Genomic DNA, 13,424 nt, shown 5'->3' on the forward strand with positions numbered 1-13,424 from the left:
CGTCTGTATCGCCTTTGTAGACCGCTAAAGAGTCACCTACAAACGTGTGACCAGCACCAATCGTGTCTGTATACACAGCATTTGGAATCGCTAACTTGTCGCTGTTGATGAGTACTGTCCAGTTGATGAGCGTTGGGTCGTTCGCATCTACCTTGCCCCATTTACTTAATACGTTGGCTGGATTTTCTGTTGTTGGTGGGCCTACTACGCCATTACCTCGGACATCGATTCCTAATTGTACATTCCCATTCTTTGTTGGGAAGGTAATCGTGCTTGTTTTACCTGGTGTATTCTCAGCTCTATTTAATTGCACCCAGACACGCATATCGCCATGGACGTTCGTTCTTGATTCGGCATAGTCCGTGAACGTTACTGTGATTTCATTCGTTGTTGGGTTTACTTTCGCTGTCCCTACTGTGTTTCCTTGGGCATCTTTTATATCGAAATCAATACCGGCTTCTAGTTGTAGCTCCGCAGGCATCTTCACAATCATCGTGTCGCCTGCTTTTACCGTACCATCTGGAATGGCCCAGTTATAGTTGACCTGAATTCTTTCGCCAAGGTCCGCTGTCGTTTTATCTAAAGTGACATTCGTGATAAGGCTTGGGCCATGATTCGTGCTAGCAGAACTAAAGTTGAAAGGGATAACCGTGATGGCGATAACTGCGACCATTAACATGATTACTATCTTTTTCATTTTTTTTCATAAATGGGTGTCTCTCCTCTATTTTTATTTTTTCCTTGACCTGGATTAGGGACCTAAATTCCATCGATATATCTGGCGTTTCAAAGGAGCTATAATGGCTAGACTGTAAGGATTGGGAAGCTTCGTGTGTGGTCTTGTTTGCTTCTGTACACCTAATATACCATGGTGTTATCCGCCAATTGGGCTATTCCAAAAAAAGAAAATAATAATGGAATCATCTATTTTAGTTTTCATTATTCTGTTTATTATACAAAAAAGCTACTCAATGATTTGTCTATCTTGGTAAGTGTATATCTTATGAGTGAAAGAAGATTCTTCTATATAAAGAACAATATCGAAAATACACATACTACTACAAAAAAAGGTACGAGCTATTGTTGCTTAGCTCGTACCTCTATTCTCTACCCAAACAAATGTAAACTGCTTTTTAATTTTCAGTAGTATCGTCCTCTGGCTCTTCACTCACTACTGTTTCATTTTCGGATACTTCTTCATCCACGAATTCTTCCTCTTCTTCTTTCGGCACTTTCGCAACGGTTGCTACAAATTCCTCTGTATCCAGACGAATCAGTTTCACACCCATCGCGCTACGGCCAGTTTGAGAAATATCACCAACGGAGAACCGAATCAAGACGCCGCCGATAGTCATCAGCATCAAGTCTTCCTCACCAGTGACGGTTTTCAGAGCGACAAGATTTCCGTTTTTCTCCGTGATATTGATGGTTTTAACACCCATACCACCGCGATTACGAAGAGGATACTGAGCAGCTAACGTTTGCTTACCATAGCCATTCTCCGTCACGACAAGTACTTTCTCGTCGTCTTCCAAGATTTCCATGCCGACAACCTCATCATCTTCACGAAGGCGAATACCACGCACACCAGCCGCTGTACGACCCATGACACGAATATCAGTCTCCTCAAAGTAAATAGATTGGCCAAATTTCGTTCCGATGATGATTTTCTTGCTACCATCTGTCATTTGAACAGAAATCAATTCATCATTTTCACGAAGTTCCACAGCACGTAAACCACTTTGGCGAATCTTCGCGAATTGCGTCAACGTACTACGCTTCACGACACCTAGTTTCGTTGTAAAGAACAGATACTGATCATCAGTAAAGTCACGCAGATTAATCACAGCGTTTACTTTTTCCTGGCTCTCAATGCCAAGCAAGTTGATAATCGGAATCCCTTTCGCAGTACGGCTATATTCCGGAATTTCATACCCTTTTGCTCGATAAACTTTCCCGGTATTCGTAAAGAATAGCAACGTATCATGCGTACTCGTAGCAACAAGATGCTCGACAAAATCATCTTCATGCGTGCCCATTCCTTGCACACCACGGCCACCACGGCGCTGACTACGATAAGTCGAAAGCGGCAGACGCTTGATATAGCCTTTATTCGTAAGCGTAATCGCGACTTCCTCTTCTGGAATTAGATCCTCATCTTCCAAGCTTACCAAATCACCCGCCAAAATTTCCGTACGGCGTTTGTCCGCATACTTCTCTTTAATCTCCGTCAATTCCTCACGAATAATTTCTAAAATACGCTCATCATCGCCTAAAATTGCTTTTAGATCTGTAATCAGAGCCATCAAACTATTAAATTCATCCTCGATTTTGTCACGTTCCAAACCAGTTAAACGTTGCAAACGCATATCCAAAATCGCTTGAGCTTGTTTATCAGAAAGGCTAAATTGTGTCATCAAACCTTCTTTGGCAATATCTGCCGTTTTCGAAGCCCGAATTAATTTTATAACCGCATCAATGTTATCAAGTGCAATCCGCAAACCTTCTAGAATATGCGCACGAGCCTCGGCTTTACGCAGTTCAAATTCCGTACGGCGACGAATAACGATTTTTTGATGCTCTAAATAATGATATAAAATCTCTTTCAAATTCAACACTTTTGGATGATTCGCAACAAGCGCCAACATGTTAATCCCAAAAGTCGTTTGGAGAGCTGTCATTTTATACAAGTTATTAATAATAACGCTGGCACTGACATCACGACGAACCTCAATAACCATACGCATACCTGTACGGTCAGACTCATCATTGGCAGACGTAATACCATCAATTTTCTTCTCACGCGCAAGTTCTGCAATACGTTCTAGCAAACGTGCTTTATTCACTTGATACGGCAACTCCGTAATAACGATTGTCTCTTTACCATTACTCTTCGTTTCAATCTCCACATGAGCACGAAGCGTGATCGAACCACGACCCGTTTCATAAGCACGACGAATTCCAGAACGCCCCATAATCATCCCAGCAGTAGGGAAATCAGGACCAGGAATATATTCCATCAACTCACGAATCTCGATATCAGGATTATTACTCAGCGCAAGCACGCCGTCAATAACCTCACCAAGATGATGCGTTGGAATATTTGTTGCCATCCCAACCGCAATCCCAGACGAACCATTGACAAGCAAGTTAGGAAAACGAGCTGGCAAAATATTAGGCTCACGTTCCGAACCATCATAGTTATCGACATAATCGATTGTATCTTTATTAATATCACGCAAAAGCTCCATCGAAATTTTGGACATTCTGGCTTCCGTATAACGCATCGCAGCCGCCATATCCCCATCGACCGAACCAAAGTTACCGTGCCCATCAACAAGCATATTTCGATAACTAAAATCCTGCGCCATCCGAACCATCGTGAAATAAACCGCCGTATCACCATGCGGATGATACTTACCGATAACTTCACCGACAATACGCGCCGATTTCTTATAAGCCTTATCAGACGTCATACCAAGATCATTCATCGCATACAAAATACGACGGTGAACAGGTTTCAAGCCATCTCTAACATCCGGAAGAGCACGAGCAACAATAACACTCATTGCATAATCTAGAAAAGAAGTACGCATCTCTTTATTCAAATTGATTTCCGTCACTTTTGACTCTGGTATTTCTGACATTTTTCAAGAAACCTCCTTCAAATTACAACACATATGATATGTATTCCCCGCATTATTTCCCGGGAAATATTATTATTTTACTAAAGTCTCTTAATCTCTTAATCTCTGGTTTCCCGACTTGAAACGGGAAACCTCAGCGCGCCAGCAAATGCTTAATTCCTAGGCAAAAGCGAGTACCGAAGCGGAGCGTACTTACGTACGTGAGCATCGGAACACAGCTTTTAACGACGGAAGTGAGCGTTTGCTGGTGCGCTGAGAGACTTAGACGTCGAGGTTTTTGACATACTGCGCATTCTCTTCAATAAACTTACGACGCGGTTCCACGTTATCACCCATAAGCATCTCAAACGTTTCATCCGCCGCAATCGCATCATCGATATTTACTTGAAGCAGCGTACGGTGTTCAGGATTCATTGTCGTATCCCACAGTTGTTCAGGATTCATCTCACCCAAACCTTTGTAACGTTGAATACCATATTTCGTATCAGCTTCCAATGTCGCCAAATAATCTTCCAATTGGCTGTCACTGTAAACATACTCTTGCGTTTTACCATGCTTAATCTGATAAAGCGGTGGCTGCGCGATATAAATATACCCAGCATCTACCAAAGGACGCATATAACGATAAAATAACGTCAACAACAACGTCCGAATATGCGCACCATCGACATCCGCATCGGTCATAATAATCAATTTGTGATAACGTGATTTCGCAACATCAAAATCGCCGCCAAAACCTGTTCCCATCGCTGTAAAGATCGTCCGAATTTCCTCATTCGCCAAAATTTTATCTAAACGCGCTTTTTCAACGTTTAAAATTTTACCACGAATTGGAAGTATCGCTTGAAATAACCGATCTCGGCCTTGCTTAGCAGAACCACCGGCAGAGTCACCCTCTACGATATAAAGTTCACTGATAGCAGGGTTTCTAGACGAGCAATCGGCCAATTTACCAGGAAGACTCGAAATTTCAAGACCACTGGATTTACGGGCGACTTCACGTGCTCTCTTCGCAGCAAGACGCGCACGGCTCGCCACAACGCCCTTGTCAACGATTTTTCGAGCGACCGTAGGGTTTTCCATTAAGAACTTATCTAAAGCCGTAGAGAACAGCTTATCCGTGATTGTACGCGCTTCGGAGTTTCCTAGCTTCGTTTTCGTTTGACCTTCAAACTGTGGATCTGGATGCTTAATCGAGATAATCGCTGTCAGACCTTCACGAACGTCCTCACCAGACAAGTTATCGTCACTATCTTTAAATAATTTATTACGGCGCGCATAATCATTAATAACACGCGTCAAAGCCGTTTTAAAGCCTGATTCATGCGTTCCACCTTCGTACGTATGGATATTATTCGCGAATGAAATCAGATTGCTCGAAAAACCAGTATTATATTGCATCGAAACTTCCACCATAATGCCATCACGTTCGCCCTCAATGTAGATAGGTTCGTCATGAATAACCTCTTTAGAACGGTTTAAATGCTCCACATAAGACTTGATTCCGCCTTCATAATGATAATCTTGGCGTTGCTCCTGCCCTTCACGCTTATCTTCAATCGAAATTTGCAAACCACGGTTTAAGAAAGCAAGCTCTCGCGTACGCGTTCTAAGCGTGTCATACTCAAAATCCGTCGTTTCTTTAAAAATTTCTGGATCCGGCGTAAAATGAACAATCGTTCCGCGGTAATCAGACGCGCCGCGTTCTTCCAAGTCCATCACAACATCCCCACGCTCAAAACGTTGGTAAAATTGAGTGCCGTCACGGTGAACTTGTACTTCTAGGCTCGTTGACAAGGCGTTAACAACAGACGCACCAACACCATGCAAACCACCAGAAACCTTGTAACCGCCGCCGCCAAACTTACCACCAGCATGCAGTACTGTGAAAATAACCTCAACTGTAGGGCGACCTATTTTTTCGTTAATCCCTGTTGGAATTCCACGACCGTTATCGCGCACAGTGATGCTGTTATCCTTCTCAATCGAGATTTCGATTTCCGTACAGAATCCAGCCAAAGCTTCATCAATACTGTTATCAACAATCTCCCATACCAGATGATGCAAACCACGTTGACTAGTAGAACCAATATACATACCCGGTCTTTTCCGAACAGCCTCTAGACCTTCTAAGACCTGAATCTGATCATCGCTATACTCATCCGCATTTCCTTGCACATTCGTCATATTTTCCTCAGACATCTAATATCCACCGCGCTTTCTTTATCCGTTTACAAAACGATATTTTAAAATTATCTCTTCGTTACTGTACCTTTTTCCACCCAAAAAGTCGTTGCGTCGTTCAGCGTTGCATGGTCAATGCCATCGATACTTGTCGTCGTCACAAACGTCTGCACCTTGCCTTGAATCGCAGCCAACAAGTGGGATTGCCTGAAGTCATCCAACTCACTAAGCACATCATCCAGCAATAAAACCGGATATTCGCCCGTTTCCTCAAAAATCAAATCAATCTCCGCAAGTTTCACAGAAAGCGCTGTAGTCCGCTGCTGGCCTTGTGAGCCAAACACCTGCACATTTTGATCATTGACATAAAAGAAGAGATCATCTCGATGTGGGCCAATTAGCGTAACACCTCGATCGATTTCTCTTTGAGCGATAGATTCCATTTTCTTATATAAATTCGCTTGCCATTCCGCTGCATTTGAACCCTCAAGCTCCACAGATGGCCTGTATTCTAATTTCAAATTCTCCAGTTCACGCGAAATCTCAAAATGGATTGGAACCGCGAATTGCTCCAACCTTTCGATAAAATCCGCTCGGCGCTTCGTTAATTTCACCGCAACCTCGATAAACTGTTCGGTTAAAATTTGCCACATCGTTGAGTCGTGTTTACGTTTGATTTGCGCTTGCTTTAAAAAATGATTGCGTTGTTGCAAAATACGTTGATACTGGCTCAAATCATGCAAGTAAACCGGCTGTATTTGGCCAATTTCCATGTTGATAAAACGCCTTCTCACGCCCGGCGCACCTTTTACGAGTGAGAGATCTTCAGGTGCAAACATGACGACATTCAAGTTCCCGACATATTGGCTTAGCTTCTTCTGTTCTAAATGATTAACCTTAGCTTTCTTGCCTTTTTTGTGTCAGCGTTAGCTCTAGTGGAACTGATTGTCCATGTTTTTCGACGCGACCTTCAATTTTTGCCGATTCAGCGTCCCAGCTGATGAAATCCTTATCATTCGTCGTCCGGTGTGATTTCGCAACTGCGAGTAATAAAATTGCTTCCAAAAGATTAGTCTTACCTTGCGCATTCTCGCCTAAAAAAACGTTGACCTTGTTATCAAATGTCAGTTCCTGTTCTTTATAGTTGCGAAACTGGCGTAGTACTAGATTCTCTAAATGCATATAATCCCTTATCCTTCTTTGATCAGCCTTGTTGGATCTGGACTTTACCCTCACCAGGAACTAAGACTACATCACCGTTTCGTAACTTACGACCGCGACGATTATCTTCTTCTCCGTTTATATACACCATGTTTTCACTTAAAAAAGCTTTCGCCATGCCGCCGCTCGAGATGACATCCATCATTTGAAGCAGTTGCCCAAGTGTAATATATTCGGTATTAATTTTAATACTTTCCGCCATTTTTTTCACGTCCAATCTTAATAAGCCCTATTCCTCTATTTTACTAGAAAATCAGCCAGAATACAACGAAATTATTTATATATGCGTTTTTTAGCCAATTTTAATAAAACTAATAGGGGGATATTATTTTGGTTTATAAATAAATATGGGGCTTCTCAGCGGGTTTTTGTTCTTAAAGCACAAAACTTCGCGATTTTCTTTTTTCCAGCCAGCGTCTTTAAATCCGATCGATACAAACAGATCTTTTGCAATCGTATTTTCAGGAGAAACGGCAACCTTTACTTCGATACTCTCCGGATTTTTCACAAACACAAAATCAACGAGTTGCTCCAAAGCGCGGCGGCCTAAACCTTGATGTTGATAATCTTTATCTATCGCAAAACCCGAAATCCAGTGATTATCCTTCGATTCATCCTCAAACGTGTACAAAATAAAGCCGACTAATTCTTTCTCTGAGTATATGCCATATGGGTTATAAACCAGTTTAGAATCTTCTGGCTCACCAGCAATGCGCATTAACGAATCCGCGACAGAGTCAACAAATGGCTTCTGCTCCCGAAAAACACTTATTTCCGAAGCTTTTTCCCACATATCTAGCGGTAGTTTTCTAATAATCATCTATCCTGCTCCTTTATTTTCACTTTCTATTTCTTACTTCTCATTCTACTATAGTTCCTTCTTGATAACAGCTTTTCGCATCCACCGACCGGACTTATAACGCCATAATCCGAGTATCGTCGCACTGACCCAAGCTGCTGGTGTTGCCCACCACAAGCCCATATATCCTAAGAATTGTGCCAAAATAAAACCAATAGCAAGCCGCGCTACCAACTCAAAAATTCCCATCCAAAGCGGAATAATCGCATCTCCGGTTCCACGTAATGTTTCGCGAACAACGAATAAAATCCCAACAACGACGTAAAACAGCGATACAATTTTCAGATAACCGGTTCCAATTGATAGCGCTTCGGTCGCCGAACTATCCAAAAACAGCGTCAAAAACTGATGCGCAAAAAGCTGTACTAATACAGTTAACGCTAAACTGACGACGGTCACTACTTTTATCCCGGACCAAAAGCCTTGTTTGACCCGATCTATTTTTCCAGCTCCCATATTTTGGCCAGCAAACATCGAAGAAGCTGCACCAAACGCAATCCCAGGTTGATAAGTCAGCGAATCAATCCGACTCGCAGCCGTATAAGCAGCAACAACCGTCGCGCCGAAACTATTAATCAAGCCTTGAATCGCCATATTTCCGATTGAAATAAACGACCCTTGTAAAGCAGAAGGAAACGCAATTCGAAAAATTTCTTTAAAAATCGCACGATCAAAGTGGATATCCTTCTTTTTCAAACGCATGTATGGAATTTTGCGATAGCTGTAAATAATGCATAGAATTGCGGAAACTAGCTGACTAAGAACCGTTGCCCAAGCTGCACCCGCAACACCCATATCGAGTCCAACGACAAAAAGAAAACTTAGCGCAATATTAAGTAACGACGAAATAATAAGAAAATAGAGCGGTGTAATCGAGTTTCCGAATGCCCTCAAAATCGCCGAAACCCCGTTATATAGCCCCATTGGCAGTATCCCGATAAATAAAGTTGTCACAAAAAGCACGGAATCATCCAATATTTCTGTTGGCGTTCCTAAAAGCAGCAACAAAGGTTTCGCGAGTAAAATGCCGACAATCGTTAACGCCACAGACACCGAAACAATCATAATACTCGCCGTCGCAAGCACTCGTTTCAACCGCTGAAAATCCTGAAAACCGAAATATTGCGCCACAACGACAGAAACACCGCTCATCAATCCAATCACGAGCGATAGAAAAAAAGAAATTGAGCGCATTCGTCGCACCAACAGCTGCAAGCGCGTTCACACCAACAAATTTTCCGACAATCATCGCATCAACCATGACGTAAAACTGCTGAAACAAATTTCCCAGTAACATCGGCATTGCGAAATAAAAAATTGTTTTCGTCGGATTCCCAGTAGTCATATCCTTAATCATACACTGGCGCCTCCTTATATGTATTCAAGCACAACACAAAACCCGCCCAATTTTCACTGAGCAGGCAATATAATTTTAGTACGTACGAACCGGCGTAATCAATTGCAAAATTTCATTTGGATTTTCCGCATCTTTTGGTCGCAATACGAACGGACGCATTGTTCCAGAGAAAGAAATTTGGATATCCGCGCCATCAAAAGCACGCAACGCATCCATCATGTATTTTCCGTTGAATGAAATCTTCAATTCCTCACCAGTAAAGCTTTGACTGAAAACTTTTTCAGAAACATTTCCGACCTCAGGCGAGTTAGACGAAACTTCGACCTGACCGTTTTCTAAAGTCATTAATTTAATCACGTTATTACGATTTTCACGAGCAAGTAGGGACGCACGATCAATCGCTTGTAAAAAGGATTTTGCATTAATAATTAAATCCGATTTCGTTTCCGTCGGGATGAGGCGAGAAGTATCAGGATAACTGCCTTCTAAAAGACGCGAATAGAAAAGTAAATCCTTCAGTTTGAACAAAATTTGATTATTAGCAAGCACCATTTCAATCGAATCCGTGCCTTCATCCAAAATTTTATTCAATTCAGATAAACTTTTTCCAGGAATCACGATATTGTATTCCTCATCGATTTCAGTTGCCAGCGGAATTTCGCGTAACGCTAATCGGTGACTATCCGTTGCAACAGCTGTCAGTACGTTATTTTTAATCATCCAGTTGACACCAGTCAAAACCGGGCGCACTTCAATAGCCGAAACCGCAAAAACCGTTTGTCTAATAATATTTTTAAGAACAGAAATCGGGATTTGAATGCTTTTTCCAGCCGTAACTTCCGGTAATTTAGGATATTCTGCTGGATCAAGTCCAATCAAGTTAAACGATGCTTGGCCAGAACGAATGTTAGTTTGATAATTCGTAGTCACTTCAAGCTCCACACTATCATCAGGTAAACGACGAACAATATCACTAAAATAATTCGCTTGCAAAACAATACCGCCAAAATTCTCGACTTCCACTAGAATTTCGTCGTTTTCAATAAGAGGTATAAAAGCTTCAATCGAAATATCAGAATCACTACCAGTTAATGTCACACCTTCATCATTCACCGTTATTTTAATACCCGTTAAAATCGGAATAGTAGTCCTTGAAGAAATAGCACGCGTCACTTCATTTACGGCTTGAACAAGACGATTGCGCTGAATTACAAATTTCATGAGAATTCCCCCATTTTTAGTTTCTTTTTCTAAGTATAACATTATATCAAAATATGTTTAATTAATTAATAAAAAATAGTAGTAATAGTAATAGGGCCTGTGGATTTGTGGATAAGTATATGTGAGCCCAACTCTCGCAAAGTTTTCCACATGTTGATAACTTGTTGGTAAGTATGTTCCAGTTATCCACATTATGCACAGGTTTAGGAAATGGAGGATATTATGCCTTGGCTCTTAGAAAGCATCATTTTGCTAACCTAGAGCCTGATATATAGTCCTTTAAAATAAACTCTGTGGTTTTCGCAAGTTTTTCTCAATCTCAGCCAAATCATTTTTCAGGTTTTGATCGATTTTCAATAGCTGCGAGATTTTTTCGTGTGCATGAATCACGGTAGTATGATCTCGACCGCCAAACTCTTCTCCAATTTTCGGTAGGGAAGCATCGGTCAGCTCGCGAGAAAGATACATCGCGATTTGTCTAGGATACGCAATGCTTTTCGTCCGTTTTTTCGCTTTAAAATCTTCTAAACGAACGTGATAATATTCGCCAACAGCTTCTTGGATATCAGGAATTCGGATTACGTGGGATTTTGAATTTGGAATGATATCTTTTAGAGCTTCCGCAGCAAGATTCGCATTGATATCCTTATTTACGAGGGACGAGTAGGCGACAACACGAATAAGCGCGCCCTCCAGTTCCCGAATATTGGAATCGATTTGGTTTGCAATGTAAAGCATCACTTCATTTGGAATATCCAGTCCATCAGCTTTTGCTTTTTTGCGTAAAATTGCAATCCGAGTTTCTAAATCGGGTGGTGTAATATCGGTAATCAGACCCCACTCAAAGCGCGAACGTAAGCGATCCTCCAGTGTTGGAATCTCTTTTGGAGGGCGATCACTAGAAATAATAATCTGTTTTTGCTCGTCGTAAAGCGTATTAAACGTATGGAAAAATTCTTCCTGCGTTCCTTCTTTACCAGCTAAAAACTGAATATCATCAATAAGAAGTACATCGACATTACGATATTTATTACGAAATTCTTCGGCTTTATTTTCTCGAATAGAGTTAATGAACTCATTTGTGAATTTCTCACTAGAAAGATACATGACTTTTGCATTTGTTTTATGCTCTAAAACATAATGACCAATCGCGTGCATTAAATGCGTTTTTCCAAGTCCAACACCGCCATAAATAAAGAGCGGATTGTAAGCTTTGGCCGGCGCTTCAGCTACTGCAAGTGAGGCTGCGTGGGCAAAACGGTTGCCCGATCCAATAACAAAAGTATCAAAAACATAACGCGGATTTAGCATGTGTTTGGAGTTGGCTTCGTCCAAATCCTCATCTAAATTACGCGGTTTTGGTGGAATATAGTTATCAAATACCTCATCTTGTTCACCATCGATAAACCGAACATCAAAATTTTCTCCCGTAATTTCTTGTAAGATATTAGCGATGAACTGTGAATAACTTTTCTCAAGCCAATCACGAACAAAATTGTTTGGAGCCGTCACAATAAACGTACTTCCTTCGAGTGAATGCGCCGTAGTAGATTTCATCCAAGTATCATAACTTGGTTTACTCATATTTTGTTTGACGATACGTAAGGTTTCTTTCCATATATCTTCCATTGTTTGCACTATGTTCCCCCCTTTTCATAAAACGTAAAAGTTATCCACAGATGGATAGAGCCGTGGATAAAGTTATACAGGGGTTGTTTAGAAGTTATCCACAAAGTAAAAGTTGACTGTGGATAAATAATGTTATCCCCAAATAATTTTCTATTCGACAATTGATATAATATCAGAAAAACATCACAATCGCAAGGGATTTCAAATTCTATCCACAAAGTTATGAAGATGTTGAGAAAAGATGTCCACAGGATATGAGCTTGTGCATAACTTGTGAATGAGGACGGGATAAAAAAATATACGAAAAACAGTTATCCACAAGTGATTGTGGTTAACTATCGTAAATTGTGCATAACTTTTCAGTATATTTAAGAGTTATCCACAGAAAAAGTGGGTTTTTGAGTATTTATCTACACTTTTCATGATTATCCACAAGAAAAGAAGAAGTAGAAAAACTTCAAAAAAAATTTTTAAAAATAGCTATATATCAGTTTGGAAATATGGTATTATGGAAGATAGAGTTTTTATATTCTACCTTGTTCCGAAGTATTATTGACAAATCCGATATATTTCTGTACAATGTCTAAGACTGTCTATACGAGTTAATTTGTAATAGACCCTTACTAGGAGGTGTAATTAATGAAAAGAACATACCAACCAAGCAAGCGTAAAAGAAAAAAAAGTACATGGTTTCCGTCAACGTATGAGTTCTAAAAACGGACGTAGAGTTTTAGCTAGTCGTCGTCGTAAAGGAAGAAAAGTTTTATCTGCGTAGACCACTGAAAAAGACTCAGTGGTTTTTTTTTAATTTCAGGCAGAGTGAACCGTTAATCTATCAGTCACTTCCTATATAGGAGATGCTGATAGATTAACTGGGATGCATGTGTTAAAGATAATCTGATTAGAAGATGGAGATTTTATGAAAAAAGCATATCGAATTAAAAAAGATGATGAGTTTCAACGCGTATTTAAAAAAGGGAAGTCGTTTGCGAATCGCCAATTTGTCGTTTACATATTTAAAAGGGAAGATTTGGCGCATTTTCGAATTGGGCTTTCTGTGAGTAAAAAAATTGGAAACGCTGTCGTACGTAATCGTATTAAACGATGTATTCGGCAATCCTTTCATGAACTGAACGAGCAAATTGCTTCAGGTTATGACTATATTATTATCGCCAGGAAACCGGCGGCCAATATGGATTTTCATGAGATCAAGAAAAGTTTGATGCATGTTTTGAAATTATCAAGAGTTTTGAAGCAGCCTCAGAAAAAGTAGTTTCATGAGAAGAATACAGGCGGAGAGTGGAGG

At 40.7% G+C, this 13,424-nt stretch carries 8 protein-coding genes and 3 pseudogenes; 2 read left to right on the forward strand and 9 right to left on the reverse strand.

The window, feature by feature from the left end:
- From PCORN_RS06920 to dnaA, 9 genes and pseudogenes are all read right to left on the reverse strand, one after another.
- On the reverse strand, window positions 1–679 hold a 679-nt coding region (locus PCORN_RS06920), incomplete at its 3' end, for an Ig-like domain-containing protein (RefSeq protein ID WP_241433109.1).
- Between the two features lie 454 nt (window positions 680–1,133).
- Complete coding sequence (gene gyrA / locus PCORN_RS06925; RefSeq protein WP_036078817.1) at window positions 1,134–3,647, reverse strand: DNA gyrase subunit A; 2,514 nt, start codon at window positions 3,645–3,647, stop codon at window positions 1,134–1,136.
- Between the two features lie 261 nt (window positions 3,648–3,908).
- Window positions 3,909–5,849 (reverse strand): DNA topoisomerase (ATP-hydrolyzing) subunit B, encoded by a 1,941-nt coding sequence (gene gyrB, locus PCORN_RS06930; RefSeq protein ID WP_051999307.1) that lies wholly within the window; start codon window positions 5,847–5,849, stop codon window positions 3,909–3,911.
- A 50-nt stretch (window positions 5,850–5,899) separates the two neighbouring features.
- A pseudogene (gene recF, locus PCORN_RS06935) lies at window positions 5,900–7,013 on the reverse strand (DNA replication/repair protein RecF).
- Between the two features lie 22 nt (window positions 7,014–7,035).
- Entirely contained in the window at window positions 7,036–7,254 is a 219-nt protein-coding gene (gene yaaA, locus PCORN_RS06940) for a S4 domain-containing protein YaaA (RefSeq protein ID WP_036078868.1), read from the reverse strand.
- A gap of 123 nt (window positions 7,255–7,377) precedes the next feature.
- The gene (locus PCORN_RS06945) at window positions 7,378–7,872 is read right to left on the reverse strand and encodes a GNAT family N-acetyltransferase (RefSeq protein ID WP_036078819.1); all 495 of its coding nucleotides are present in this window, start codon (window positions 7,870–7,872) and stop codon (window positions 7,378–7,380) included.
- A gap of 48 nt (window positions 7,873–7,920) precedes the next feature.
- Window positions 7,921–9,268: pseudogene (locus tag PCORN_RS06950) on the reverse strand (MATE family efflux transporter).
- Window positions 9,269–9,343: 75 nt separating this feature from the next.
- Window positions 9,344–10,489 carry a DNA polymerase III subunit beta gene (gene dnaN, locus PCORN_RS06955; RefSeq protein WP_036078820.1) on the reverse strand — a complete coding sequence of 382 codons (1,146 nt, stop codon included), beginning with the start codon at window positions 10,487–10,489 and terminating at the stop codon, window positions 9,344–9,346.
- Between the two features lie 279 nt (window positions 10,490–10,768).
- Window positions 10,769–12,127, reverse strand: coding sequence for a chromosomal replication initiator protein DnaA (dnaA, locus tag PCORN_RS06960; RefSeq protein WP_036078823.1), 1,359 nt, complete (start codon window positions 12,125–12,127; stop codon window positions 10,769–10,771).
- A gap of 630 nt (window positions 12,128–12,757) precedes the next feature.
- Between dnaA and rpmH the strand changes: the two are divergent.
- Together rpmH and rnpA are read left to right on the forward strand one after the other, a co-directional pair.
- Window positions 12,758–12,893: pseudogene (gene rpmH / locus PCORN_RS18295) on the forward strand (50S ribosomal protein L34).
- A gap of 144 nt (window positions 12,894–13,037) precedes the next feature.
- Window positions 13,038–13,391 (forward strand): ribonuclease P protein component, encoded by a 354-nt coding sequence (rnpA, locus tag PCORN_RS06965; protein ID WP_036078825.1) that lies wholly within the window; start codon window positions 13,038–13,040, stop codon window positions 13,389–13,391.
- Window positions 13,392–13,424: the final 33 nt, after the last annotated feature.

This window comes from Listeria cornellensis FSL F6-0969 (assembly GCF_000525855.1).
Taxonomy (GTDB): Bacteria; Bacillota; Bacilli; order Lactobacillales; family Listeriaceae; genus Listeria_A; species Listeria_A cornellensis.

Coding starts and splice junctions, on each gene's coding strand:
- gyrA (WP_036078817.1), bottom strand. CDS start 3,647: ATGTCAGAAATACCAGAGTCAAAAGTGACGGAAATCAATTTGAATAAA.
- PCORN_RS06945 (WP_036078819.1), bottom strand. CDS start 7,872: ATGATTATTAGAAAACTACCGCTAGATATGTGGGAAAAAGCTTCGGAA.
- dnaN (WP_036078820.1), bottom strand. CDS start 10,489: ATGAAATTTGTAATTCAGCGCAATCGTCTTGTTCAAGCCGTAAATGAA.
- gyrB (WP_051999307.1), bottom strand. CDS start 5,849: ATGTCTGAGGAAAATATGACGAATGTGCAAGGAAATGCGGATGAGTAT.
- yaaA (WP_036078868.1), bottom strand. CDS start 7,254: ATGGCGGAAAGTATTAAAATTAATACCGAATATATTACACTTGGGCAA.
- rnpA (WP_036078825.1), top strand. CDS start 13,038: ATGAAAAAAGCATATCGAATTAAAAAAGATGATGAGTTTCAACGCGTA.